This window comes from Janthinobacterium sp. PAMC25594 (genome assembly GCF_019443505.1).
GTDB lineage: Bacteria > Pseudomonadota > Gammaproteobacteria > Burkholderiales > Burkholderiaceae_D > Janthinobacterium.
Genome location: NZ_CP080377.1, coordinates 5,770,989 through 5,797,395, shown reverse-complemented (window position 1 = coordinate 5,797,395; position 26,407 = coordinate 5,770,989). Strand labels below are relative to the sequence as shown.

Sequence of the window (26,407 nt, the reverse complement as noted above, 5' to 3'; positions counted from 1 at the left end):
TATCTTCTGAGTTTGCTTGAACGATGACTGCAATTATTTGATGCTGACACGGGAAATCGTGCCACCGGCAACGGTGGGCAGATCCAGCTTGGCACCGCGCAAGGTTGCCTGCACGGCACCCGGCTTGCCCACCACCAGGGTGGCCGGTCCCGCGATATCGAACGTTTCCGTGCTGCCCGCCTTGACCATGCGCGAAATCAACGGCGAGCTGCCCGGGCGGCGGATTTCCACCCAGGAATCTTGCTCCACCTTCAACACCAGCGTATTCGCGCCCACGGTAGCGGCGGCGGCGGCAACGGGCGGCGTGACGGCGGCCGTCGCCGCCGGAGCAGCTGCTGGCGGCACGGCGGCGGCAGGCGCCGAAGCGACGCTGGAGACAGGCGCGCCCGTCTGCGTATCGTTGCCTGGCGGCGGCGGCACGGAAATCAGCGGCACGGACGGCGTCTGCACGGGCGTCAAGTCCTGGCCCGGCTTGATCAGGGTCGTTTCCACGGGGCCCACGTCCGCATGCACGGTTTCTTTCTCGGCGTGCGAGGACAACAGGCTGGCCGGTACATAGCCGAGCTTGTAGGCGCCAAAGGCGGCCGCCACGACGACGGCCACGGCGCCGGCGATCCAGAGGGGAGTCTGGTTCGACGAGCGCTGCGTCATCGACGGGAAGCGCGACTCGGAAAACGTGGCGGAAATTTCACGCCGCACGGGCGCGGCCGGGTCTTGCGCCGGCGCCGGATGGACTTCGATCATGGCCACCAGCGGCGCCGCGTCGAGACGCACCACCTTGGCGTAGGCGCGCACGAAACCGCGCACCACGGCCAGGTTCGGCAAGGCCGCCATGTCGCCCTCTTCCAACGCGATCACCTGGCGTGGCGCCAGCTTGAGCTGGTCGGCCACCTGTTCCACCGGCCAGCCCAGCGCTTCGCGCTGCGCCTTCAACTGTGCGCCTGCCAACGCAAGATTGCCCTGGGGCTGCTGCTGAGGCGTTTCTGCCCACTCTGAATTCATTGGTATCCCTGTCTCACTCATCAAACGCCCCATTTTGATAAGCAGCATATTCGGGGGAGCCGGAATGGTGGTGGCGCAAAAGCGCCCCCAGGCCAGCTTCCGCACCCGCATCCCCGAGCTTATGCTGCACCTTGATCCCGAGCCACAGCACATCGGCCGCCTGGCTCTCCATTGTCGCTACTTTACCGAGCCGCTCAAGGTAATGAGCCGCTTGCCGGTAGTCCTGCTGTTCGTAATACACGCGCACCAGGCCGGCATACGTGATTGCCGCGCCAGGTGCGATGCGCTCCGCCTTGAGCCAGTAGCTGGCGGCGCGCGGGTAATCTTGCATGACCAGGCTGCACGCCGCCGCATTATGCAGCGCCAGTGCAGGCGTGCCATAGGCGGCATCTTGCAATGCGGCATCAAAATACGCCAGCGACTGCGCCGCGCGCCCGGTCTGGCACAGAAACAGGCCATAATTATTGCTCAACTCGGGATTGTGGGGCGCGAGGCGCAATGCGTAAAGAAAATCTTTTTCGGCAGCCCCAGGTTGGCGCAGGGCGACAAAAATCAGGGCGCGCATGCCGCGTACCTGGGCGTTGTCCGGCACCAGCTGCACCGCCTGCTCTGCCTCGGCCAACGCCACCACGAACTGGTCTTGCATATAATAGGCGCTGGCCAGCTGCAAGCGCAAGGCGGCGCGCTGCTCGACCGATGCGGCTTGCTCCTTGTCCGCGGTGGCAGCACAGCCGGCCAGCAGCACGCCCAGGCTGACAACAGCCGCGGCAAGTGCGCCAGGATAAGCCATGCTTCCCCGCATCAGGAGCGGATCTCCACGATCTTGCCGAAATTGGCGCCGAATTTTTGCTGATACTCGGTCATCTTTTCCATGCGTTCCTGCACCCGCGTGCGGTCCTTGACTTCGCCGGCCAGCTGGCCGCAGGCCGCATCGATATCGTCGCCGCGCGTCTTGCGCACGGTGGTGATGATGCCGCCATCCATCAGTACCTGGGCAAACGCCTTGATGCGCGGGTTTTTCGAGCGGAACAGGCCCGACTCGGGGAAAGGATTAAACGGAATCAGGTTGAACTTGCAGTTCACGCCGAACTCGCGGTCTTGCACCAGCGCCAGCAGTTCGTGCGCGTGCTCGTCGCTGTCGTTGACGCCATCGAGCATGCAGTATTCAAACGTGATGAAATCGCGCGGGGCGAATTCCAGGTAGCGCTTGCAGGCCGCCATCAATTCCTTCAGCGGGTACTTCTTGTTCAGTGGAATCAGCCCATCGCGCAAGGCGTCGTTCGAGGCGTGCAGCGAGACGGCCAGGGCCACCGGCACTTCCTGCGACAGCTTGTCCATCATCGGCACCACGCCCGAGGTCGACAGGGTCACGCGGCGGCGCGACAGGCCGTAGGCGTTGTCGTCGAGCATCAATTTCAGGGCCGTGACGGTCGGCTCAAAGTTCAGCAGGGGTTCGCCCATGCCCATCATCACCACGTTGGTGATCTGGCGCTCGCCTTTCGGGCCAGGCTCGATGCCCTTGGTACGGCGCAATTCGAATTCCGCCATCCACAGCTGGCCGATGATTTCGCCAACGCTGAGGTTGCGGTTGAAGCCCTGCTTGCCCGTCGAGCAGAAACGGCAGTTCACGGCGCAGCCGGCCTGGGTCGAGATGCACAGGGTGCCGCGGTTTTCTTCCGGAATGAACACGGTTTCCACGGCATTGCCATTGCCCACGTCAACGAGCCACTTGCGCGTGCCATCGGTCGACGTGTGGTCGCTGATGACGGCCGGGGCGCGCACTTCGGCGCGCGTGGCCAACTTGTCGCGCAGCGACTTGGCCAGGTCCGTCATGGCGTCAAAATCGGAAGCGCCGAACTGGTGTATCCAACGCTGCAATTGTTTCGCACGAAACGGTTTCTCTCCCAACTCGGCGCAGTAGGCGATGAGTTGCGCGGGATCGAGGTCCAGCAAGTTGGTGAGGGTCGTCGTATTCATGATCTTGTCTATTCTAAAAATCCGTCCCCGCGCGCATCAGGAGCAAAGCACCACAGCGCAGCGGGAACAGGGGGTGATAAGTTATTTCACAGATAACGCCAGGAAATAACGTTATCTAAGGCAATTAAGCCTTCAGTTCTGGGAAGAAGTAAGCGATTTCCACTTTAGCAGCTTCGACAGCGTCGGAACCGTGTACGGCGTTGGCGTCGATCGAATCGGCGAAATCGGCGCGGATCGTGCCTTTTTCTGCTTTCTTCGGATCGGTCGCGCCCATCAGGTCACGGTGGGCCAGAACGGCGTTTTCGCCTTCCAGGGCCTGGATCATGACTGGACCGGAAACCATGAAGTCGACCAGATCCTTGAAGAAGCCGCGCTCTTTGTGCGCTGCGTAGAAGCCTTCAGCTTGTTCGCGCGACAGTTGGGTCATGCGTGCTGCAACGATTTTCAGGCCAGCGTTTTCAAAACGGGTGTAGATTTGACCGATTACGTTTTTTGCAACTGCGTCTGGTTTGATGATCGACAGGGTGCGTTCGATTGCCATGTGTGAAAACTCCAATAAAAAGTAAGGTTTAAAACGGTAAATTGATAACTCAATCAACCTTTGATTTTACCATACTCCACCCCATATCACCCAGACAGGCAGGGGGCATCCTTCCCTGCCGCTTGAGTTTAATGAAATCTTAAGCTGCTTTTTTGGCAAATTCCGCCCCTCATGCTATCCTTGGGTAAAGTAGTAATTTGAATTGACAACACGGAGGCACTATGAATCAGAACATGCAACGCACCTTTGACCTGTCGGGGGGCATGCAGCAAGTCCGCCATCAGGTCTTGCGCAACACTTACTGGCTGCTGGCACTGTCCATGATACCGACCGTGCTGGGCGCCTTCATCGGCGTGCAAATGCATTTGCCGATGCTGACCGGCGGCATGGGCTTCATCATCTTCATGGCCGTCGCATTCGGCTTCATGTACGCGATCGAGAAAACCAAGAACTCGGGCCTGGGCGTTGCCGTCCTGCTGGGCTTCACCTTCTTCATGGGCCTGATGCTCACGCCTATCCTGACGCGCACGCTCGGCTACTCGAACGGCGGCATGCTGATCATGACGGCATTCGGCGGCACGGCCACCATCCTGGCCGTGATGGCGACCATCGCCACGGTGTCGAAGCGCGACTTCTCGGCCATGGGCAAATGGCTGTTCGCCGGCGTGATCGTGCTGATCCTGGCATCGGTGGCGAACATCTTCCTGGGCCTGTCGGCACTGTCGATCGTGATCTCCATGGTCGCCATCGCCATCTTCTCGGCCTACATCCTGTATGACGTGCAGCAAATCATCAACGGCGGCGAGACCAACTACATCTCGGCCACCCTGCGCATCTACCTGGACGTGTACAACATCTTCACCAGCCTGCTTTCCCTGCTGGGCTTCGCCGGCGGCAGCCGCGACTAAGCGCGGCGATTGAAACAGCAAAAAGCCGACCCGCGGGTCGGCTTTTTTACGTCTGTCGAACCTACTTGATCTTCTCCGCCACCGCCAGCAGGCAGGCGCGGGCGCGATCCAGGGTCGGGTTGTCGCGCTGGGCCGCGTACACGGCGTAGGCGGAATGCGAGAATTCGGGCGCGTCGCGCACGCGGTGCAGCAAGCCTGCATCGAGATAAGGTTGCGCGCTGCCGATGCGAAAGTAACTGGCGCCACCCACTTCCAGCAGGTAGACGAGGGCCAGCGGCCCCAGCGAAATCGAGACGGGCGGGCTGCTCAGCTCCGGATACGTCGCCTGGTGGTTGGCCGCGAAGCTGGGTCCCCAGTCCACATACACATACGTATCGGCATGCATCTGCCCGTCGGCGCGCGTGGTCACCATCACCAGCTTTTCCTCGGCCAGCAATTCGCTGGCCAGGCCCGGGCGCTGCGGCGGGTTGTACAGCACGGCCAGGTCGAGCGAACCGTCGTGCACGGCGTCGAGCAGGCGCGCGGGACTGTCGACTTCCGCGCGCAAGGCGATCTCGGGGCAATCGCGGCTCATGCGTATCAGCCAGTCGCCGAGCAGCGGCTGCCACAGGCTCAGCTCGCAGCCGATACTGACGGCGTCGTCGCGCCCCGGCGGCAAGGCCACCTGGTGGCGCGCCCGCTCCCACACCTGCACCATGGTGGCCGCATGGCGCATGAAGCGCTCGCCGGCCGACGTCAGGCGGGCGCCCGCCTTGTTACGCACAAATAACTGGCGCCCCAGTTGCTGCTCCAGCGTGCGGATGCGGGCGCTGACGGCCGTTTGCGTCACGTGCATGCGCTCGGCCGCCATGATGAAGCTGCCGCAGGAAGCCACTTCGAGGAAGGTACGCGCTTGATTGATATCCATCAATCCATCATATCAGCTGATGCGCGCATAGCCACCCAATACGCCCCGCTTCGACAGGACCCATTGCCACAGCTGCAAGTCGCGCGCGCGGAAGGCACCGGCGCAGGACAGCAAATAGTAGGACCACATGCGGTGGAAGCGCTCGCCCAGCTGGGCGGAGAACTGCGGCCACGCCTGCTCAAAATTGGCGTGCCAGGCCATCAGGGTCTTGTCGTAGTCGGCGCCGAAGTTGTGCAGGTCTTCGGCGACAAACAGATCGTCGATGGCGTCGCCGATTTGCCCGATCGACGGCAAGTCGCCATTCGGGAAGATGTATTTGTCGATCCACGGGTCGCACGCGGATTGACGCTTGTTCTTGCCGATCGTGTGCAGCAGGAACAGGCCGTCGTCTTCCAGGCAGCGGTGCGCCACCTCCATGAAGGTGCGGTGATTTTTATGCCCCACGTGCTCGAACATGCCGATGCTGACGATGCGGTCGAATTTTTCATCGGTGTCGCGGTAATCCTGCAGGCGGAAGTCCAACTTGTCTCCGCCCGGCATGCCGCGCGCATACGCGACCTGCTCTTGCGAGATGGTCACGCCCACGCACTGCACCTGGTATTTTTCCGCTGCATAACGCATGAAACTGCCCCAGCCGCAGCCGATGTCGAGCACGCGCATGCCCGGCTCCAGCCTGAGCTTGCGGCAGATCAGATCGAGCTTGGCTTCCTGCGCCTCGGCCAGGTTGGCCGCATCCTTCCAGTAGCCGCACGTATAGGTCATGCGCGGATCGAGCATGGCCGCATAGAAGGCGTTGCCCAGGTCGTAGTGTTCCTTGCCCACCATCCACGCGCGGCGTTCCGTCTGCAGGTTGAACAGGCGCGCAGTCAGGGCGTGGAAGAGCAGGCGCATGGGGCGCACGTCGTCGGCCACCCTGGCGCGCAACAGATGGCAAAAGAATTCGTCGAGCTGGCTCGCATCCCAGTCGCCATCCATGTACGCTTCGCCCAGGCCCAGGTTGCCGCTGGCGAAAGCCCGTTCCGGCACGCCCGGTTTGCGCAGTTGCATGTCCCAGGCGGCGCGGCCATTCAGGTGGATGTCGGCCCTGGCCAGCAATTCGGCCGCTTCGCGGGTCAGCCGCGTGTCGAGCTGGAGTTCAGTACTACCTGCTGGTGCTTGCTGTAACTGTGTCATTTGCTGCGTGTTCATGCCCTGCCGCCTCCAGATGGTTGTCGGTGCTGGCGCGCCATCACGCCCACTCAGAGGCCCGGCGACACACCAGCCATAAAATTATCCGCCCGCCATGGCCATCTGGATAATGAAACATCATGGTCATTCATATCAAAATAATTGCTACAAAATGATTTAAATAAATTATTTTATGGAAATATCTTATACAAGATACCTGCCGTACAATGAAAAAAGCCGCCCGTAAGGCGGCTGTTCGCGGCAAGTAAGCCCTACCATCAAAAGTCGTGATTCGGTGGATACTTGCTGTAAAAATCGTTATCCCATTTGAAGTTGGTAAACGCCACCGTCATCGATACGTCCAGCGCTTCGACGAAATGCCAGCAGCCGACGGGCAAAAACAGGATTTCGCCCGGCGCCAGCACGCATTCGCGCACCTGCACGTCGGCCATCAGCGGATAGCGCCGCAGGTCGATGGCGCGCCCGTCGACGGGGGTAAAACAGTGGCGCTGGTTGTACACGCGCGCCACTTCGCAGGCGGCCATGATGCGCAGGCGCTTGCGCCCTTTGACTTGCGCCATGAAGTTGTTCGTCAGGTCGTGGTGGAACGGCGTCACCGTGCCGGCCGGGCCGAACCATAAAAACCCCGTCGGGCCGCCACCCTGTTCCAGGTATTCGGGCAGCTGGCCGATATCGTCCCACAGCTCGCGCAAGGCTTGCCGGTTTTGCGAATCGTTGTTCGCCGTCATATAGAAATCGTTGGTCGCACCGCTGCCCTCGACCAGGCTGGCGTACTCGCCGAACGCCATCTTGCGCTTGTGGGCCACGCTGTTCATTTCGTACTGGGCGTCCGCTTCGCGGCCGAACTGCACTTCCACTTCGCGCTGCGCAAAATGGTCGCGGAAGTAGGCAGGGCTCCATTTTCGGATCGCCGGCCACTCATCGAGCATGCCGGTGATGATGACGGGCTGGTTGGTGGAATAGTACTCGTCGAGGAATTCCTGCGCCGTCAATTTGTCGCGACGCGGTATCTCGGGCGAACGCAACTGGTTCAGCTTGCGCTGGATATCGATCACCCAGTCGCGCTTGGCCAGCCGGTTCGACAGGCGCACGGCGCCGGCCAGGTACGGGCTGTGCAGCGCAAGTTCGATTTCGCGGTGCGCCAGGCCTTCCGCGATGCCAGCCTGTTGCAGCACCGGCATCAACGCCGACGGATGGCTGCCCAGCATGAGGTTTTCCGCGATCCAGCTGCGCCACTCGCGGCTCAGCTCCGGGTCTTGCTTCTGCTCCAGCTGTTTTGCTCCCACTATCGATACGGCCGCCATTACCTGTCTCCTTTTTATATGCATCAGCGGCCGGACAGCATGCACCGTCCGGCCGCGCCCTACCCTAACGACGCATTACCGTACTTTCCACACCTCGGTCGCCAGCACGCCATTCGCATCGCCATCGAGTTCCCACGAGAACGCGCCGCGCAAGCCCTGGTCTTTCACATATTTCACCTTGGTGCCGATGACGGTCGGGTCGTCATAGCTCCACCACTGGCCGCCCGCCCCCGTGTACAGGTACAGCTGCCTGGTCACGGGATGGTAGTAGCGCGTGCCGCTCTTGGCGACGAGGATTTTATAGTCCTCGATGCCCGACTCGTAGGTGCCCGGCGCCGTGCCCGTGGCAGCCTGGTACAGGCCATCGCCGTTCGACCCCGGCGCCACGCCCGTCCAGCCGCGGCCATAGAACGGTATGCCCAGCAGCAGCTTGTCGCGCGGCACGCCGGCGGCAATCATGTATTGCACCGCCTTGTCGCCCACGTATTCGCGCGCCATGCCCGTCGATGGATCAGCGGGGTCGGCATACAACTGGGCGTTGAAGTTGGTGCTCGTTTCCCAGCCGCCGTGGAAGTCGTAGGTCATCAGGTTGATCCAGTCCATGTACGGCGAGTACAGGGCCGGTTCCGTGTTGTCGATCTTGTCCTTGCCGGCACCGACAGCGGCCGTCAACAGGTAGCGCTTGCCGTTGGCGGCGCCGAGCGCATCGAGCTGGCTGCGGAATTCCGCCATCAGCAAGGTGAAGTTGCGCTTGTCATTGGGGCTGACCGTGTTGTACGGCTGGCCGCCACCGACCGGGTATTCCCAGTCGATGTCGATGCCGTCAAAGATGTTGGCCGCCGCGCCCGCGCCACCGCGACCGCCCTGCACCGGCAAGTTGCCTTTGATGTAGATATCGATGCAGGAACGCACCATCTGCTTGCGCAGCGCATCGGTGGCCGAACCGACGGAGAAGTTCTTCGACCAGCTCCAGCCGCCCAGCGAGATGAACAGTTTCAGGTTCGGGTGCGCCGCCTTCAGCTTTCTCAACTGCAAAAAGTTGCCCGACAACGGTGCGTCCCAAGGAATCGCCTGGCCATCGACGGTGCGCTTCGGCGTGCGGATGTAGTCGGCCTCGGCATCGCCGCCCGTGCCCGCGTCCGGCGAATTCGGATTCGTCGCGCCCGGTTCCGTCTTGGTGATCATGGCGCATTCATAGCCGCCATTTTTCGGATAGATGTTGCCGAAAGCGTAGTTAATGAAGGTCAACTTATCGGCCACGCCGCTGGTGTGCACGTTCGCCACTTCATAGTCGCGGCCATACACGCCCCACTGCGCGAAGTACGACCCCACTTCGCGGCCCTTTGGGGTTGGGGTCGGGGTTGGCGTTGGGGTTGGCGTTGGCGTTGGCGTCGGCGTCGGCGTCGGTGTCGGCGTCGGTGTCGGCGTCGGCGTCGGGGTTGGAGTAGGCGTCGGAGTGGGCGTCGGCGTGATGCTGCAGATCTCCTGGCTGGTCCATGGCTTGCCCGTGCCCGCGGCGCCGCTGCTGGTCGACGGGTTGTCGCCCTGCGTCCAGTAGTTGGCGCGGTAATTCGTGCCCGCATAGCTGACGGTGGCGCCCGCGCTGTAAGCCGTGCCCGCCACCCAGGCCAGCGCGCAGGTGCCGCCGGTTGGGGTCGGGGTCGGGGTGGGCGTCGGGTTCGGCGTTGGCACCGGTGTCGGTGTCGGGGTGGGTGTCGGTGTCGGGGTGGGTGTAGGCGTTGGGGTCGGCGTGGTGCCGCCATCGCAGGTGCCGCCGGCGCTCCACAGGCTAGGCGTGGAGACGGGGTTCCAACCCGAGCCCACGTGATCGGTCTGCGTCACCAGGGCCGTGTAGTTGGCGCCCAGGTAAGTGACCACCGTGCCCGCGTTGTACGTGCCGCCCTCTTGCCACGGCACGCAGGCGACCACCGTGCTGGCCGCCAGCAATTGCGAGCCGCCGGGCGCGCTGGCGTCGCCGCCACCGCCGCATGCCGCCAGCACGCCACCGCTGGCCAGACATACCATCATGTTCCTGATTGTTTTTTTGAGTATTAAATTTTCCACGCTGTCTCCTGTTCAGGTTTGCGGAAATACAACTCTGCTTCAATGAAAAGCTACCCTGTGATTTTGTTTTTTGCAGTTGCAAGAACAGCATGCTGCTGAAAAAATAGGCGGTCAAGTGGTTTTGAAGTGGCCTCGAAGTGGGCAATACCACTTCGCGCAGAAAACGCAGCGGCTGATGCGAACGGCGTGTTGTCCTACTGGACAATGAAAAAACGGCAGAGGGAGGATGAAAAAAGACGCTGGATCGGGAAAAGACAGACCAGTTTTATAACACGCTGTGAGTGGTATTAGCGCGGAATCCAGGCCAGCGCATGGATAGCCTCGGCGCGCCTGAAAAACGTTCAGAGCAAGGCGCCTTGCCGAAGACAGTACGAATAGTACGGCTAGGCAAGGCAACGCAGCTATGGACGTTTTCTCAGGTGTGCCCTCAGAGCAAATCAAATACCGCCATCGACTCTACGTGCGACGTATGCGGGAACATGTTCACCACGCCCGCCTTGCTCAATACATAACCCGCTTCCAGCGCCAGGATGCCGGCGTCGCGCGCCAGGGTCGACGGGCTGCACGACACATACACGATACGTTTCGGCAGCAGGTCGGGGCGCACTTGCGACAGGCCGACCAGCGCCTGGCACAGGGCCATGGCGCCATCGCGCGGCGGGTCGACGAGGATGCGATCAAAACGGCCCAAGGCGATCAGGTCGTCGGTGGTGACTTCGAACAGGTTGCGCGTCGAGAACGAGGTTTTTTCCGCCAGGCCATTGGCCAGTGCGTTTTCCAGCGCCCGCTCCGTCAGCGTGGTGCTGCCTTCGATGCCCACCACTGCGCTGCATTGCGTGGCCAGCGGCAAGGTGAAATTGCCCAGGCCGCAGAACAGGTCGGCCACGCGGTCGGTCGGCTGCACTTCCAGCAAACGCAGGGCTTTCGACACCAGCACGCGGTTGATGTGGTGGTTCACCTGCGTGAAATCGACGGGCTTGAACGGCATCTTGACGCCGAATTCCGGCAGCAGGTAATGCAATTGCTTGTCCAGCGGATAGAACGGCACGGCCGTTTCCGGCCCTTTCACCTGCAGCCACCATTGCACGCCGTACTCGTCGGCAAAGGCTTTCAATTTCGTTTCATCGTCCGCCGTCAACGGCGCCATGATGCGCAAGACCATGGCGGTGACGTCTTCACCGACGGCCAGCTCGATCTGCGGCATCTGCTCGAAGATCGACAGCGAAGCAATCAATCCACGCAGCGGCAGCAGCATGGCGGAAATGTGCGGCGGCAGGATTTCGCAGCTATCCATGTCGGCGACAAACGCCGATTTCTTTTCATGGAAGCCCACCAGCACGGCGTCTTTCTTCTTGACGTGGCGCACGGACAGGCGCGCGCGGTAGCGGTAGCCCCACGTCGGGCCATACATGGGGCGCATGATGCTTTGCGGACGCACCTTGCCGATATGCCACAAGTTATCTTCCAGCACGCGCTGCTTGATCGCCACCTGCGCCGACGGCTCCAGGTGCTGCATCGAGCAGCCGCCGCAGTTATCGAAATGCTTGCACTTGGGCGTCACGCGCATGGACGATTCGCGGTGCAGCGCCGTCATGCGGGCCATTTCCCAGTTTTTCTTTTTCTTGAACGTCACAAAGCTGACGCGCTCGCCCGGCAATGCGCCTTCGACAAACACGACCTTGCCCGGCGAGCCGTCTTCGTTTTCAATATGGCCAACGCCACGGGCGTCCATGTCGAGCGATTTGATTTCGATGATATTTTCTTGCATAGCGATCAATAGGTAAGAGTGGGCCAGGACGCAGGGCCGCGCTGGAACTTGAAAGAATCGGGGAAAGGTCAGGCGCCGCGAGCGGGGCGTATGATAGCAGATGCGGCCCCGGAAATACCGGGATCGGGCGTCCTACAATAACGAGTCGCGCACCACGCCGCGCGCCGCCATGGCACGTTTGAGTTTAATCAGGGCTTCCTGCTGGATCTGGCGCACGCGCTCGCGCGTCACGCCCATTTCCTCGGCCAGGGTTTCCAGCGTGGCCGGATCGTCGTTGTCCAGGCCGAAACGGCGCATGATGACGACGCGCTGCTTGTCGGGCAGCTTGGTCAGCCAGTCGCGCACCAGCACCGTCATTTCATGGTGTTCCGCGCGCGCGTCGGGGCTGTCTTCGCTGGCGCCGGGCAACATGTCCATCAGCGACGACTGCGGATCGTTGTCGAGCGGCGCGTCGAGCGAGGTGGCGTGCTCGGACAGCGCCAGAATATCCTGTACCTCTTCCACGGGACGGCCCACCAGGTGGGCGATGTCTTCCGCGGTGGCATCCTTGCCATCGTGATGCTGGGCTTCCAGGTGATACTTGCCGCGCAAAATCTGGTTCAGTTCGCGCACCATGTGCACGGGCAGGCGCACCGTGCGCGCCTGGTTCATGATGGCGCGCTCGATGCTCTGGCGTATCCACCAGGTGGCGTAGGTGGAAAAACGGAAGCCCCGTTCGGGTTCGAACTTGTCGATGGCGCGCATCAGGCCGATGTTGCCCTCCTCGATCATGTCGAGCAAGACCACGCCGCGGTTGATGTAATGCTTGGCGATCGATACGACCAGGCGCAGGTTGTGCTCGATCATGGTTTGCCGGGCTTCGAAATTGCCCTGCTTGGCCAGCGTGGCGTAATGCACCTCTTGCGCCGCCGTCAGCAATGGCCGCGTACCGATCTGGTTCAGATAGTGCTGCGTGGTATCGGTCGACAGCTCGGCCGCCAGCACTTTTTTGAGTTCATCGACACTTTCGACCAGCACGCTGACACTGGCCGCCTCGCCGCCCTCGCCCGCGTCGACGGCATCAATACCGTCGAGTTCGCCGGCATCGTCCGTCACGACTTCGTCTGTCCCGTCTTCCGGCAGGTCCGGCTCATCGTCCAACTGATCGTGCGGCGCGTGTGTCATTGCTTTACCTAACGGTTAGGCAGGAATTTCGAAGGGTCGACAGGCTTGCCCTGCTGGCGGATTTCAAAGTGCAGCTTCACGCGGTCGGCATCGGAATCGCCCATTTCGGCGATGGCCTGGCCTTTGTTGACGTTCTGCCCTTCCTTCACCAGGATGCTGCGGTTATGCGCATATGCCGACAATAAACTATTACTGTGCTTTACGATGACAAGATTACCATAACCACGGATTCCGCTCCCGGCATACATGACTTTTCCCGCGCCGGCCGCCACCACCTGCTGGCCCGCCTTGCCCGCGATATCGACGCCCTTGTTCTTGCCTTCATCGAAAGTGCCGATGACCTTGCCTTCGGACGGCCACATCCAGCTGATCTTCTCGTCGCCAGGCGCCGATGCCGCAGGGGCTGCCGCGGCGGCGGCCGGTGCGGCGGCGACAGTTGCGGCCGGCGCTGGCGCCGGCTTGGCGTCGGCACTGCCGCCCTCGGCGCGCAACTCGGCCAGGGCGGCGTCGGAATACGCGCGCTTCTCGCCGCGCGGGCCGGTTTTCTTCGGCACGACGGGTGCGGCCGGCTTGGTTTCCGTCACCGGCGGCATGACGATGGCCGATGTTTGCGCGCCGCCCGTGTCGCCATTCGGCGGCAACACGCGCAATACCTGGTCGACCTTGATGTCGTTCGGGTTGCTCAAGTCATTCCAGGCCACCAGGTCGCGGTAATTCTGGCCGTGTTCCAGGGCGATGCGCAACAGGGTGTCGCCGCGCTTGACCGTGTAGTAGGCCGGGTCGCGGTCGCGCGGATCGCTGGCGGCGGCGCTGCTGCTCGATGTATGGCGCTCCACGACGGGTGCCTGGACGCCCGTGGTGCCGCAACCGCTCAACAGCGCGGCCAAGGTGAGGCTACATAGAAGTATGTTACTTTTCTTAATCATTCGCATGTAATTGTATGTCCTGCTTGCTAGCTGATCCGGGGATCATATGGTGCCCGGGCGCAAAGGCACGAAATGGCAGTCTTCCAGGGTCTGGCTGGTCCATTCCATTTTCCCCACCCGGGTAATGAGTTGTAAGTGTTGCAATTTAGCCCCCACCGGCGCAACCAGACGCCCGCCGGGCGCCAGCTGTTCCAGCAAGGCTTGCGGGACTTCCAGGCCGGCTGCGGCAAGGATGATCCCGTCGAAGGGCGCCGCCTGCGGCAGGCCAAGCATACCATCTCCGTACTGCAAGCGCAGATTTGACACGCGCAGCGGGCGCAGATTGGCCTTCGCCAGCTCGTGCAGGGGCCGGATGCGCTCGATCGAATACACCTCTTTCGCCACCAGCGACAGCACCGTCGCCTGGTAACCGCAGCCCGTGCCGATCTCCAGCACGCGCTGCAAGTTGCCGCCCTGGCGCATCACTTCGATCATGCGCGCCACGATATACGGCTGCGAAATGGTCTGATGGTGGCCGATGGGCAAGGAGGCGTCGATATACGCCTGCGACGCCAGCGCCTCGTCCATGAACAGATGGCGCGGCACGGCTTGCATGGCGTCGAGCACCACCTGGTCCTTGACGCCCTGTTTCGCGATGCGCGCCACCATTGCCCGGCGCACGGCCTCCGACACGAGCGGATTTTGCCGTGGCGGCGACAGCACCGCCGGCTGCGCCCGCTCATTGGCGATGGCCTGGGCACGCGACGGCGCGATGGGCAGCGTGGCGCCATGGTACGGCGCGCCTCCCCTGGCCGCATTTTGCGCCGCATTCTGCGTCGCCGTCTGCGGCGTGGCAATGCGCGACTGCGCCAGCGACTGCCCCCCGCCCTGCCTGGCGGGCTTGCCGGCCAGCGAATCGAGGGTCAGGGGGAAGGTACGCGGCTTGTCAGTCATAGTGAGCGGTCATGCCAGGCCTTTTGCCAGTGCATCGAGTTGGGTGGTATGGGTCAGGTCGATCTGCAGCGGCGTGATCGAGACTTGTCCATGTTCAATGGCGTAAAAGTCCGTGCCAGGACCGCCTTCCTTGGCGGCGCCGGCAGGGCCGATCCAGAAGATTTCACGGCCACGGGGGTCGAGGGCGCGGATCACGGGCTCGGCCGAATGGCGCTTGCCCAGGCGCGTGGCGACCACGCCTTGCAATTGTTCATATGGAATGGCGGGGATGTTCACATTCAGCAAATACGGTTTCTGCAGGGCGTCGAACTGGCGCTCGACGATTTCCCGTGCCACGCGGGCGGCCGCGTCCAGGTTGGCCCAGCCGAACTGCGACTGGGAAAAGGCGATGGCGGGAATGCCGAACAGATAGCCTTCCGTGGCGGCCGCCACGGTGCCCGAATACAGGGTGTCGTCGCCCATGTTGGGACCGTTGTTGATGCCGGACACCACCAGGTCGGGGCGCTCGATGAGCATGCCCGTCAGCGCCACGTGCACGCAGTCGGTGGGCGTGCCGTTGACAAAATAAAAGCCGTTGGCCGCCTTGTGCACGGACAGGGGCCGGTCCAGGGACAGCGAATTGGACGCGCCCGAACGATTGCTGTCGGGCGCCACCACGACGATTTCCGCAATGGGCGCGAGCGCGTCGGCCAAGGCCGCCAGGCCTGGCGCCAGGTAACCGTCGTCGTTACTGATAAGAATTCTCATAACGAGATTTTACCTGAAGCAATGCCAACACTGCGCGTGCCACGCGCCGAATGGCAGCATTATTTATGCCGCCGCGCTGACATGGCGCAAGGCGTCAGCGCTGCTCGATGCGCGCTTCCGATAACGCCCCTTCCAGCGCCTGCACTTCATCCTCCTGCAAGGCCAGCAAGGCATTCAGGTCGCCTTGCAATTTATACATTCTTTTCATCTGCGCCATGCCGCGCCTGCGCAGCTTGCCCGGCACGCCCGGGCGCAGCAGACCGGACTTCAAATGTTCGGCCAGTTCGCCCGCCTGCGCATACTGTTCGCGCTCGATCATGCCTTGCAACATCGAGATCATGCTGGCCAGGGTGTCCGGCTCGGCCACGTCCTGCCCGCTGGCGCGGCCGGCAAGGATGGTTTCCTGCAAATGCCGGGCGCCGTCCAGCACGCTGTCCGCATGTCCCGTGACGGGCGCATTCAGCAAGCGGTCGCTGCCGCTGAGCACGGCGTCTTCCAGCAGGCGCGCCGCCTCGCTGTCGCCCTGCTGCTGCAGGGTGCCGGCCAATTGCTTCTTGCTGTGCAAGGTATCGAGGTGGTCTTCGCCCAGCAGGCGCGCATGCACTTCCAGCACCTGCTCCTGCACGCTGCGCGCCGCATCGAGCTCGCCACGCCGCAGCAGCGCCTCGGCCAGCTTGCGCTGGCTCATCAGGGTTTCAGGATGGTCGAGCCCGTGCGTGCGCTCACGCGCCGCCACCTGGTCTTCGTGCAACTGGCGCGCGCCGGCCCAGTCGCCCTGCCCGGCCACGATATCGGCCAGCAAGTCGCGCGTGGCCAGCGTGGCCGCATGGTCGCTGCCCAGGCGCCGCTCCTGCACCTGCAGCACGGCAGCGAGCAGGCGCCGCGCGCCTTCCAGGTCGCCTGCGCGCCCCAGGGCCTGCGCCAGGGCCAGCTTGCTGCGCAAGGTATCGCCATGCTCGGCGCCAAACAGGCGCTCGCGCGCCGCCACCACCGTGCCCAGCACTTGCTGCGCCTGCGCCAGCCGCCCCATGCGCAGCAAGGTGGCGGCGCGGCCATCCATCGCTTCCAGCGTCAGCGGATGCTCGCTGCCCAGCTGGCGCGCGTAGCTTGCCAGCACGGCATCGCGCAGCAGCAGCGCCGCCGCCAGCTCCCCCTGCAGCAACAGCGTTTGCGCCAGGCAGGCCCGGGCGGCCAGGGTGTCGGGATGCTCGCTGCCCAGCACGCGCTCGCGCACGTCGAGTACGTCTTCTTCCAGGAAGCGCGCTTCATCGAGCTTGCCCAGCTGGCGCAGCAGGCGCGCCATGCCGCTCTTGCACGCCAGGCTGTCGGGATGCTCCTCGCCCAGCAGGCGTACGCGGATCTCGACGCTCTGGCGAAAGGCATCGAGCGCCTGCGCGCTGCGCCCGTCCTTGCGGTACAGCTCGCCCAGGCGGGCCAGGTCGCGCGCCAGCGGCAGGGCCACGGCGCGGCCCGGTCTGAGCAGCAAGGCCTGGCGCGCTTCGCCGATGGCGCCCAGCAAGGCGATTTCACGGCTCGATTGCCAGGGAAAGTAGCCGCCCGTCATCCAGTGCAAAAAGGCTTCGAAGGTGCGCGTGAGAGAAAAGCGGTCGCCGCCCTGGTCGATGCGCACGGCCAGCTGTTCGCCATAGGCAAAGGTTTTCGTCTGCTGCAGCTGGACTTCGTCGAAATAGCTGTCGAGGGCAATCTGCGGCAAGCCGTAGGAGGTGCGCAGCAGGCGCTCGAACATGGGCTGGAAGCCGGCGATGCCCTTGTGCGCGTCGCCGCGCCGCCACTCTGCCCGCTGCGCACCATCGCCCATTTCTATGCGCGAAGGCAAGGGGTAGACGAGCAGCGGACGCTGTTCATCCTCATGACTGCGGCGGTATTCGATGGCACGGGTGACGAGCGCGTCGACGCCTTCCAGGCTTTGCCGGTTCGGCGTGAAGACCACCACCAGCTTTTTCGGCAGCAAGGTGGTGCAGATGCCGGCGCTGTCCGTGCGGCCGGTGCGCGAATCGACCAGCACGTAGCGGAAATGCTGGGCCAGGGTATCGGCGAAGCAGCGGAACAGGGCCGGGCAAGTGTCGAACAGCTGATCCCAGCGCATCTGCGCCAGGCGTTCGCTGTAGCTGGCATCGAAACGCCCCGCGCGCATCAGGTACAGCGGGCTGCCCTGGTCGACGCGCACCACGTATTGCTGCCAGTCGATGGCGTCGAGCACGCGTTGCGCCAGCGCCGCATCATCGCGGCCTGCGCCCTGCCCGCCGCCATTTTCAAGGCTGATGCGCTCGAGCTGCTGGCGGCACGCCTCGAAGAACTCGAGCACGCCCGGCCGTTCCTCGTGCTGCTCGAAATAATGGTGCAGGCCCGGCGCTTCCATGTCCCAGTCCAGCATCAGCACGGGCACGCTGGCGTTTTCACGGCGCGCCAGCAGGACGGCGATGTTCGACAGGGCCATGGTGCGGCCGGTACCTCCCTTGTAGGAATAGAAGGTGACGACTTCGCCAGGGGCGCTCAAAGGCGGCAGGGAGAGGCGTTGGCATTCCATGACAGGACCTTTTACGTGATTAACGCGGAAAGTGGGGAGGCGGAATGGCGCGCCATTCCGGTGGAATATCGGGCAACACGAAACGGCTGCAATCGTGGCCGGGCGGCGTTGACCGCTTGAGCAAGTGGTAATGCTTGGCGATGCGCTGCACGATGCGGTCGATGTCGGGCAAGTATTGCGGATTCGACTTCAGGTCGCCGCTGGCCAGCGTATAGCCGGAGAAATCGACGTACAGCCCCGACTCCGTGATTTGCGGTGGCAAGCCGTCCGGATGGCGCGTCATGATGATGGGGATGATCAGGTGGCTGGGCAGCTCATACCAGGCGCGCCGCTCCTGTTCGATTAGTTGCATGGCAGCAAATTCACGCCGCGTATAGCCGTGCGCTTCATATTTGGGCGTGTACAGCACGATCATGCAGACGCTCTGGCACATGGCGCGCGCCACGCGCAGGTCGATATCGTCGCCGCCGCCCAGTTGCTCGCTGTCGATGAACAGCACTTCTTCACGGTCGAGGTGCGGTTCCAGATAGCAAGCCAGCGCCTCGATGAGATCATTCTTGAACTTGTTCATGAACGCATATTGGCAGTGTGCATAGCTCAAGAAACAGCCGTAGCGGATCTCCATGGCATCCCCCTGTTCCCCGTGCGGCGCTGCCATCGCCGCGCCTTCATCCTGCAAGGCATGAGCTCACTGTAGACCGCCCGGCAACAAGCCTGTTTGCGCTGGCGCAAAGATGTGTCCGGCGTCCTGGACATGGCGGAAAAAGCCAGAAACTGGCGCGATCACGCCCATTTCTGGCATGACTGGCGCGCAGGCAAACACGGCGCAAAAACGCCAGGGGCTTGATAACAAAGGGAAATATGCCGGCGCGCAACTGGCGCCGGCAACGAAGACTTAAGCGCCCTTGGCGGGCAGGTTGCGGAAGAACTCCACCACTTCGTTTGTGTCGCGCGTGCGCTTGAACGGTGGCAGGCTTTGCCAGATGCGCTTGCCGTACGGCTTGGAAATGAGGCGCGGATCACAGATCATCAGCACGCCGCGGTCGCCCTCGTCACGGATCAGGCGGCCTGCGCCCTGCTTCAGGTTGATGATGGCTTCCGGCAGCGAATGGTGCATGAAACCGTTCTTGCCCTGCTTTTCCATCACTTCGATGCGCGCCGCCAGGACCGGGTCGTCGGGCGGCGCGAACGGCAGCTTGTCGATGATCACCAGAGAGAGCGCATCGCCGCGCACGTCGACGCCTTCCCAGAAGCTTTGGCTGCCGATCAGCACGCCATTCCCGGCGGCGCGGAACTGGTCCAGCAATTCCGTGCGGCCCTTGTCGCCCTGCACGAACAGGGGGAAGTTCAGGCCGCGCTGCTTGAATTCGTCGGTCAGGCGCTCGGCCGCGCGTTTGACGGCCCGCAAGGTGGTACACAGGAAAAAGGTGCGCCCGCCCGCCGCCTCGATGATGGGCAAGGCGCAGTCGATGACGGCGTCCGTGTAGCCCAGCGAGTTCGGTTGCGGCAGGTTTTGCGGCACGAACAGCAAGCCCTGCTGGCCATAGTCGAAGGGGCTCGGCCACGTATGCGACGGTTCGCCCGTCAAGCCCATCTGTTCCGAAAAATGCTTGAAATCGTTCTTCACGGCCAGGGTGGCGGACGTGAAAATCCAGCTGCGCGGCGTGCCTTCGCGCTGGTTGTTGAAGATCGGCGCGATCGACAACGGTGTTTTATGCAACTGCAAGGAGCTGGAAAACGCCTCCACCCAGAACACGGCTTCTTCGCCGGCCGCCACTTTCGCCTTCGGATCGAACTTCCAGCCGCTCAGCTGCTGCGCCAGTTCGACGCCGCGCACGCGGCACTGTTCCAGCGTTTCCGCCCGTTCCGCCTGGGTTTCCAACACGGCCACCATGCCGTCGAGCTCATCTTTGAGCGTGTCGAGCGCGGGAAAGAAGTCGCTCGACGGGGCGATTTGCGGCAGGGACAGGCGCACGATATCCTGCGAGAACGTCAGGCGCAGGTCGCGCGCCGCCTTTTCCACCACCGTCACCGTCTTGGCCCAGTCGATGCCGCGCGCGTGCGCCAGGCCCTCGGCCAGCACGTCGCGGCACAGTTCCAGGATTTGCGAGGTCGACACCGTGTTACCGAAGAACAAAGTGGCCGTGTCGGGCAGCTGGTGCGCCTCATCGAAGATGATGGTATTGGCCGAAGGCAGCAATTCCGCCACGCCCGTGTCCTTCAGGGCCACGTCGGCAAAGAACAGATGGTGGTTGACCACCACCACATCGGCCTGCTGGGCTTCCTTGCGGGCCTTCATCACAAAACAATCCTGGTAATACTGGCACTCGGCGCCCATGCAGGTGTCGCGCGTGGACGTCACCAGGTTCCAGATCATGGCGTTTTCCGGCACCTTGGCCAGTTCCGCCTTGTCGCCGGAGCTGGTCATCTTGATGAAGCGCGAGATTTCGCGCAAATGCCCCACGTCGTCGCGCGAGGTCATGCGCCCGTTCTGCAGGGTGCGTTCCAGGTGATAGTGGCAGACGTAGTTCGAGCGGCCCTTCAGCAGGGCCACCGAGACGGGTGCCTGCAGCGCGGCGCGCACGGTGGGGATATCGCGCAGGAACAATTGATCCTGCAAGTTCTTCGTGCCGGTGGAAACAATGGTCTTGCCGCCCCACATCAGGGCCGGCACCAGATAGGCAAAGGTTTTACCTGTGCCCGTGCCCGCCTCGGCGATCAGCGTGGTCTGGCTGTCGATGGCGTGGGCGATGGCCTTGGCCATTTCCGTTTGCGAACGGCGCGGCTTGTAGCTGCCCACGGCGGGACCGAGCGGGCCACCGGCACCGAACAGGCGCTCGATGTCGGCATCGTGCTTGCCAGGCGCCGCCTGCGGTTCGGCTGGCAGATCGGCAGGCTGGCCTTCTGGGTTTACGGGCAATAAATTGTGATCGGTCAAAATATACTTAGGTGAAGGCTGGACTGGACGCTACTGGCGCCCCTCAGGCGGGAACGTCGGGCACCAACTGCATTTTCAGCAAGGTGATGTGATCCTTCAATTGCAATTTGCGCTTTTTCAGGCGGCGCAGCTGCAGCTCGTCATGGTGACCATCGAGTATCAGCAACTCGATGACGGCATCGAGGTCACGGTGCTCCACGTTGAGTTCAATCAGGCGCCGCTGTATATGCTGTGCATCGCTCATGTGTTGCGTTCCAGGCAGTGTTGGTAACAGGCGCGCGCAAGGTACGCAGGCAGCCATTGATGCCGGCATCACCGGCAAGTGCATAGTTTAACCCGCCGCGCGCGTTAGGGCACGCCATTTCCGGCATGCCCCACGCGCGCAGCTCTTTCTTATTTGGCAGGAGGTACAGGCACAACAACGGCCGGCGTGCTGGCAGCATCCGCGGCCGCCTTGGCAGCCTTGGCCTGCGCTTCGGCCTGGCGCTCGGCCAGGCGTTGCGCCACTCTTTTCTGGCGCGCCACGGCGTCAGCCTGCTTGCGCGCATAGTCTGCCTCGCGGGCCGCGCGGCGCGGCGCGTCGGCGGCATCGGCGGCGGCCTGTTTCGCCACCTTCGCCGCTTGCGCAGCTTCGCGCTCGGCAACGCTCTTGCCTTCCGGCTTGGGCGGCGCCGGCTCGGGCGCGACGACCTTCACAGGCTTGGGCATGGCCGCAGCCCGCTGCTCGGCGTCCAGGCGCGCATCTTCCTGCGTCCTGGCCAGGTCGATGTCGCGCAGGCGCACGGATTCGGCCCGCTTGAAGTAATTCGCTTCCGCGTCGACGGCGCGCAGGCGCACGAGGATCAGGCGGCGCTTTTCCTTGGCCTTGTCGAGGCAGTTATTCACGAAAAACCTGTCGTAGCACTCCAGTTCCCGCGCGGCAAACTCATTTTCCGCCGCCTCGCGCTCGCTGGCTGACTGCTTCAGCTTGGCGTCCGCTTCCTCCACCGACAAGGTGGCGGGCACCTGCGGTGCGCCAACCTCATCCAATGCCGCGGCCCCCTGGTGCGCGCAGGCGGACAACGCCAGGACCAGGCCCAGCGCGGCGCCCAGCTTGTATAGTGTATTTGCCATCATCTTCATTATCCCTGCCTCAAACGATCGCGTCGGCCGCGCCGCGCTGTTCTTTTTCCATGTATTCGCGCGATTGCATCTCGATGATACGCGAAACGGTACGGTGAAACTCGTTGGCCAGCATGCCGTTCGTGTACAGCTGCTCGGGCGCCACTTCGGCCGACATGATCAGCTTGACCTTTTGATCATAAAACACGTCGATCAGCCAGGTGAAGCGGCGCGCTTCGGACGACTGCGCCGCCGACATGGCCGGTATGCCGGACAATATCACCGTATGGAAGCGGCTGGCGATTTCCAGGTAATCATTTTGCGAGCGGGGTCCGCCGCACAGGGTGGCGAAATCGAACCAGATGATGCCGCCGGCGCGGCGCAGGCAATGGATTTCGCGGCTCTCGATGCGGATGCGCGCGTCTTCGTCGGCCGTCTCGGCGATGCGCGTGTAGGCGTCGCGCAAGGCCCGGTCCGTGTCCGCGCCCAGCGGCGTGTAGTAGCTTTCCACCTGTTCCAGCGCGCGGCCGCGGTAATCGACGCCCGCGTCGACGTTCATCACGTCGAGCTTGTCCTTGAGCAGCGCGATGGTCGGCAGCATGCGGTCGCGGTGCAGACCGTCCGGATACAGCAGGTCCGGGTCGTAATTCGAGGTCATGATGAACGACACGCCATTGGCGAACAGGGCCGACAGCAGGTTGTACAGGATCATCGCGTCGGCGATGTCGGAGACGTGGAATTCATCGAAACAGATCAGGCGGTATTTCTTGGCGATGCGCTTGGCCACTTCGTCGAGCGGGTCGGCCACGCCTTTCAATTCATCGAGCTGCTGGTGCACGCCGCGCATGAATTCGTGGAAGTGCAATCGCGTCTTGCGCACCAGGGGCACGACCGAGTAAAAACTATCCATCAGGAACGATTTGCCGCGCCCTACCCCGCCCCACATGTACACGCCTTTCGGCACGGCGGGACGGTTCAGCAGGCGCTTGAAGGTGCTCGAACGCTGGCCCTTGTAGGCCACCCACTCGTCATAGCACAGCTGCAGGCGGTCGACCGCGCGCCGCTGGGCGGCATCGGCCTTGAAATCACGCTTCTGCAACGCGTGCTGGTAAAACTCTTCTACGTTCATGGGATTCGCTTTAACGCACAAGGGCGCCGGCGGAAAAAATCCGCGAGCGCCCCTGTAGGACTAACTACAATTAAAAGTTCAACGTGCGCTTGTCAACCGCCAGTGCCGCTTCCTTGGTCGCTTCCGACAAGGATGGATGCGCGTGGCAGATGCGCGCGATGTCTTCCGCCGAAGCCTTGAATTCCATCGCCACGACGGCTTCGGAAATCAGTTCGGAGGCCATCGGGCCGACGATGTGCACGCCGAGGATTTCATCGGTGGTCGCATCGGCCAGGAATTTCACCATGCCCGAGGTATCGCCCAGCGCGCGCGCACGGCCGTTGGCCATGAACGGGAAGGTGCCGGCCTTGTAGGCGATGCCTTCCGCCTTCAGGGTTTGCTCGGTCTTGCCGACCCACGCGATTTCCGGCGAGGTGTAGATCACCCACGGAATCGTGTTGAAGTTGGTGTGGCCATGCTGGCCGGCGATACGCTCGGCCACGGCAACGCCTTCTTCTTCCGCCTTGTGCGCCAGCATCGGGCCGCGCACGACGTCGCCCACTGCCCAGACGTTCGGCAGATTGGTCTTGCAGTCGCCATCGACGGCGATGAAGCCGCGCTCGTCCAGCTGCAGGCCGACCTTGTCGGCACCCAGGCCATTCGTGTTCGGCGTGCGGCCGATCGAGATGATCAGTTTGTCGAACACGGCTTTTTGCGCTTCGCCCTTGGCGTCCACGAATTCCACGGTGACGTCTTTCTTGCCTGGCGTGATCGCGCCGATCTTGCAACCGAGGTTGATCTTCAAGCCTTGCTTGATGAACAGCTTCGACGCTTCCTTGGCGATCTGCTCGTCGACGGCGCCCAGGAAGACCGGCAGGCCTTCGAGCACGGTGACGTCGGAACCCAGGCGGCGCCAGACGCTGCCCATTTCCAGACCGATCACGCCGGCACCGATGACGCCCAGCTTGGCGGGTACGGCGTCGATGGTCAGTGCGCCCGTGTTCGACAGGATCAGTTTCTCGTCAAATGGTGCGCCCGGCAATTCGCGCGCGTTCGAGCCCGTGGCGATGACCACGTGCTTGGCCGTCAGGGTTTCGTTGGCTGCGCCCGTCACGCTGATCTCATACGTGCCAGCGGCGGCGGCGGCGAAAGCGGCGCGGCCGTGGAAGAAGGCGATCTTGTTCTTCTTGAACAGGTACAGGATGCCGTCGTTGTTTTGCTTGACGACCGTGTCCTTGCGCTTGAGCATCTGGCCCAGGTTCAGCTTCAGGCCGGCGACGTCGATGCCGTGCTCGGCGAAGCTGTGGCCCGCGTGTTCGAAATGCTCGGACGATTGCAGCAGCGCTTTCGACGGGATGCAGCCGACGTTGGTGCAGGTACCGCCAGGAGCGGCGCCGCCCTTGGCGTTCGACCACTCGTCGACGCAGGCGACGGAAAAGCCCAGCTGCGCTGCGCGGATGGCGGCGATGTAGCCGCCAGGGCCCGCACCGATGACAACTACGTCAAATTGTTTAGTACTCATGTTTTGTTATTCCAATCTCTTCGTCTGGTACGAAAATCCACAATAGAAGGTAAATCACCACGCCGAAGCCGAAGGTCAATGTAAACAGGACGAAGACGAGACGCCAGATCCACGCTTCCATGCCGGAAGCGCGGCCCAGGCCACCGCAGACGCCACCGAGCCAGCGGTCGTTGCGCGAACGGCGCAGGCGGTTGAATTCCTGCACCAGGTCGTTCGACGCGTTCGACGGGCCGGAGGCGGAGGGACTGTCCGATTTATCCAGGTTGATATTGCTCAGGAGCTTGGCTTTCGCTTGCGCGAATTCCGCGTCGCTCAGGGCGCCCGCCAGGTGCAACTCGTGCAGACGCTTGATTTCTTCAGAGACGTTCATGGGAATCCTCTTTCATTGAGATCAGCCAGCTGCGTCTTCTGGCAAGGGGTATCAGCTACATTGCCCCGGCGGCGACGCCGGGGGACTACAGTGCTTACAGGTCCAGCAACAGGCGTGCGGGATCTTCCAGCGCTTCTTTCATCGCCACCAGGCCCAGGACGGCTTCGCGGCCGTCGATGATGCGGTGGTCGTAGGACATGGCCAGGTAGTTCATCGGACGCACCACGATCTGGCCGTTTTCGACAACGGCGCGGTCCTTGGTCGCATGCACGCCCAGGATGGCCGATTGTGGCGGGTTGATGATCGGGGTCGACAGCATGGAGCCGAAGGTGCCGCCGTTCGAGATCGAGAACGTGCCGCCCGTCAGGTCGTCCAGGGTCAGCTTGCCTTCCTTGGCTTTCGCGCCGAATTCACCGATTTTTTTCTCGATGTCGGCGATCGACAGCTGGTCCGCATTGCGGATGATAGGCACGACCAGGCCGCGTGGCGAACCGACAGCGATGCCGATGTCGAAGTAGCCGTGGTAGACGATGTCGTTGCCGTCAACGGAGGCATTGATGATCGGGTATTTTTTCAGGGCGGCGACGGCGGCCTTGACGAAGAAGGACATGAAGCCCAGCTTGACGCCGTGCTCTTTCTCGAACTTGTCCTTGTACTTGTTGCGCAGGTCGATGACCGGCTGCATGTTCACTTCATTGAACGTGGTCAGGATGGCGTTCGTCGATTGCGATTGCAGCAGGCGTTCGGCGATACGTGCGCGCAAGCGGCTCATCGGCACGCGCTCTTCAGGGCGGTCGCCCAGGCTGGCGGCCGATGGCGTGGCAACTTGCTGCAGCGCCGGCTTGGCGGCGGCTGGCGCCAATGGCGCGACAGCTGGCTTGGCGGAAGCGGCCAGGGCGTCGCCCTTGGTCACGCGGCCGTCTTTGCCGGAACCGGCGACGTCGCCAGCGGACAGACCTTTTTCGGACAGGATCTTGGCAGCGGCAGGCATGGCGACATCGCCTTTGGTGGCAGCGGCTGGTGCGGATGCGGTCGCGGCGTCCTGGGCGGCGGCAGCCAGGGCTGGCGCAGGCACGGCGGACACTTCCATCGGGCTGACCTTGGCCGAGCCATCGGTATCGATGATGGCGATGACTTCGCCGGCGACGACAATGGCGCCGTCAGCCTTGATGATCTGCACGATCACGCCAGCGGCGGGCGCCGGCAGTTCCAGCACCACTTTATCGGTTTCGATATCGATCATGTTTTCGTCGCGCGCGACTGGCTCGCCGACTTTCTTGTGCCATGCCAGCAGGGTCGCTTCTGCAACCGATTCCGACAACTGGGGAACTTTGACTTCGATTTGTGCCATGTAAAACTCCGTTTATTTTGTTATTGCGGCGCCGCCCCTG

At 62.7% G+C, this 26,407-nt stretch carries 23 protein-coding genes; 1 reads left to right on the top strand and 22 read right to left on the bottom strand.

What is annotated here, in order from left to right:
* Nucleotides 1–33: 33 nt before the first annotated feature.
* The 4 genes from KY494_RS25925 to ndk all read right to left on the bottom strand — a co-directional run bounded on the left by KY494_RS25925 (nucleotide 34) and on the right by ndk (nucleotide 3,520).
* Nucleotides 34–948, bottom strand: a complete 915-nt coding sequence (locus KY494_RS25925) for a helix-turn-helix domain-containing protein (protein WP_308836403.1) — start codon at nucleotides 946–948, stop codon at nucleotides 34–36.
* Nucleotides 949–1,015: 67 nt separating this feature from the next.
* On the bottom strand, nucleotides 1,016–1,792 hold the full coding sequence (gene pilW, locus KY494_RS25920) for a type IV pilus biogenesis/stability protein PilW (RefSeq protein WP_219888691.1): 777 nt from the start codon (nucleotides 1,790–1,792) through the stop codon (nucleotides 1,016–1,018).
* An 11-nt stretch (nucleotides 1,793–1,803) separates the two neighbouring features.
* Complete coding sequence (gene rlmN / locus KY494_RS25915) at nucleotides 1,804–2,979, bottom strand: 23S rRNA (adenine(2503)-C(2))-methyltransferase RlmN (protein WP_219133707.1); 1,176 nt, start codon at nucleotides 2,977–2,979, stop codon at nucleotides 1,804–1,806.
* 124 nt (nucleotides 2,980–3,103) lie between these two features.
* On the bottom strand, nucleotides 3,104–3,520 hold the full coding sequence (gene ndk, locus KY494_RS25910; RefSeq protein ID WP_070223377.1) for a nucleoside-diphosphate kinase: 417 nt from the start codon (nucleotides 3,518–3,520) through the stop codon (nucleotides 3,104–3,106).
* Nucleotides 3,521–3,741: 221 nt separating this feature from the next.
* Here ndk and KY494_RS25905 point away from each other — a divergent pair, with 221 nt between their 5' ends.
* Entirely contained in the window at nucleotides 3,742–4,428 is a 687-nt protein-coding gene (locus KY494_RS25905; protein WP_034752039.1) for a Bax inhibitor-1/YccA family protein, read from the top strand.
* A gap of 61 nt (nucleotides 4,429–4,489) precedes the next feature.
* Here KY494_RS25905 and KY494_RS25900 read toward each other — a convergent pair whose 3' ends face one another.
* The 18 genes from KY494_RS25900 to odhB form a co-directional block, all read right to left on the bottom strand.
* The gene (locus KY494_RS25900; protein WP_219133708.1) at nucleotides 4,490–5,335 is read right to left on the bottom strand and encodes a LysR family transcriptional regulator; all 846 of its coding nucleotides are present in this window, start codon (nucleotides 5,333–5,335) and stop codon (nucleotides 4,490–4,492) included.
* Between the two features lie 12 nt (nucleotides 5,336–5,347).
* Nucleotides 5,348–6,508 carry a cyclopropane fatty acyl phospholipid synthase gene (cfa, locus tag KY494_RS25895; protein ID WP_375143496.1) on the bottom strand — a complete coding sequence of 387 codons (1,161 nt, stop codon included), beginning with the start codon at nucleotides 6,506–6,508 and terminating at the stop codon, nucleotides 5,348–5,350.
* 272 nt (nucleotides 6,509–6,780) lie between these two features.
* Nucleotides 6,781–7,827 (bottom strand): cupin-like domain-containing protein, encoded by a 1,047-nt coding sequence (locus KY494_RS25890; protein WP_219888689.1) that lies wholly within the window; start codon nucleotides 7,825–7,827, stop codon nucleotides 6,781–6,783.
* 75 nt (nucleotides 7,828–7,902) lie between these two features.
* Nucleotides 7,903–9,855, bottom strand: coding sequence for a glycosyl hydrolase family 18 protein (locus KY494_RS25885; protein ID WP_308836402.1), 1,953 nt, complete (start codon nucleotides 9,853–9,855; stop codon nucleotides 7,903–7,905).
* Nucleotides 9,856–10,318: 463 nt separating this feature from the next.
* On the bottom strand, nucleotides 10,319–11,659 hold the full coding sequence (gene rlmD, locus KY494_RS25880; protein ID WP_219133713.1) for a 23S rRNA (uracil(1939)-C(5))-methyltransferase RlmD: 1,341 nt from the start codon (nucleotides 11,657–11,659) through the stop codon (nucleotides 10,319–10,321).
* 132 nt (nucleotides 11,660–11,791) lie between these two features.
* A complete protein-coding gene (gene rpoS, locus KY494_RS25875; protein WP_219133714.1) occupies nucleotides 11,792–12,823 on the bottom strand; it encodes an RNA polymerase sigma factor RpoS in 1,032 nt (343 codons plus the stop codon).
* Nucleotides 12,824–12,831: 8 nt separating this feature from the next.
* Nucleotides 12,832–13,749: a peptidoglycan DD-metalloendopeptidase family protein gene (locus KY494_RS25870; RefSeq protein ID WP_219891747.1), complete on the bottom strand. Its 918-nt coding sequence runs from the start codon at nucleotides 13,747–13,749 to the stop codon at nucleotides 12,832–12,834.
* 42 nt (nucleotides 13,750–13,791) lie between these two features.
* On the bottom strand, nucleotides 13,792–14,682 hold the full coding sequence (locus KY494_RS25865) for a protein-L-isoaspartate(D-aspartate) O-methyltransferase (RefSeq protein WP_219133716.1): 891 nt from the start codon (nucleotides 14,680–14,682) through the stop codon (nucleotides 13,792–13,794).
* Nucleotides 14,683–14,691: 9 nt separating this feature from the next.
* Nucleotides 14,692–15,429: a 5'/3'-nucleotidase SurE gene (gene surE / locus KY494_RS25860; RefSeq protein ID WP_219888688.1), complete on the bottom strand. Its 738-nt coding sequence runs from the start codon at nucleotides 15,427–15,429 to the stop codon at nucleotides 14,692–14,694.
* A 94-nt stretch (nucleotides 15,430–15,523) separates the two neighbouring features.
* Nucleotides 15,524–17,977 (bottom strand): tetratricopeptide repeat protein, encoded by a 2,454-nt coding sequence (locus tag KY494_RS25855; RefSeq protein WP_219888687.1) that lies wholly within the window; start codon nucleotides 17,975–17,977, stop codon nucleotides 15,524–15,526.
* 19 nt (nucleotides 17,978–17,996) lie between these two features.
* Complete coding sequence (locus tag KY494_RS25850; RefSeq protein ID WP_219891746.1) at nucleotides 17,997–18,602, bottom strand: toll/interleukin-1 receptor domain-containing protein; 606 nt, start codon at nucleotides 18,600–18,602, stop codon at nucleotides 17,997–17,999.
* Between the two features lie 270 nt (nucleotides 18,603–18,872).
* Nucleotides 18,873–20,915: an ATP-dependent DNA helicase gene (locus tag KY494_RS25845; RefSeq protein ID WP_375143409.1), complete on the bottom strand. Its 2,043-nt coding sequence runs from the start codon at nucleotides 20,913–20,915 to the stop codon at nucleotides 18,873–18,875.
* Between the two features lie 43 nt (nucleotides 20,916–20,958).
* A complete protein-coding gene (locus KY494_RS25840; RefSeq protein ID WP_071076266.1) occupies nucleotides 20,959–21,159 on the bottom strand; it encodes a YdcH family protein in 201 nt (66 codons plus the stop codon).
* A 149-nt stretch (nucleotides 21,160–21,308) separates the two neighbouring features.
* Nucleotides 21,309–22,031: a hypothetical protein gene (locus tag KY494_RS25835; RefSeq protein WP_219888686.1), complete on the bottom strand. Its 723-nt coding sequence runs from the start codon at nucleotides 22,029–22,031 to the stop codon at nucleotides 21,309–21,311.
* A gap of 16 nt (nucleotides 22,032–22,047) precedes the next feature.
* Nucleotides 22,048–23,145 carry a cell division protein ZapE gene (gene zapE, locus KY494_RS25830; protein WP_219133719.1) on the bottom strand — a complete coding sequence of 366 codons (1,098 nt, stop codon included), beginning with the start codon at nucleotides 23,143–23,145 and terminating at the stop codon, nucleotides 22,048–22,050.
* 70 nt (nucleotides 23,146–23,215) lie between these two features.
* Nucleotides 23,216–24,646 (bottom strand): dihydrolipoyl dehydrogenase, encoded by a 1,431-nt coding sequence (lpdA, locus tag KY494_RS25825; protein ID WP_219888685.1) that lies wholly within the window; start codon nucleotides 24,644–24,646, stop codon nucleotides 23,216–23,218.
* Nucleotides 24,636–25,016, bottom strand: a complete 381-nt coding sequence (locus KY494_RS25820; protein ID WP_219133721.1) for a PspC domain-containing protein — start codon at nucleotides 25,014–25,016, stop codon at nucleotides 24,636–24,638. The genes lpdA and KY494_RS25820 overlap by 11 nt, the downstream gene beginning before the upstream one ends.
* 94 nt (nucleotides 25,017–25,110) lie before the next feature.
* Nucleotides 25,111–26,367, bottom strand: coding sequence for a 2-oxoglutarate dehydrogenase complex dihydrolipoyllysine-residue succinyltransferase (odhB, locus tag KY494_RS25815; RefSeq protein ID WP_219133722.1), 1,257 nt, complete (start codon nucleotides 26,365–26,367; stop codon nucleotides 25,111–25,113).
* Between the last annotated feature and the right edge of the window lie 40 nt (nucleotides 26,368–26,407).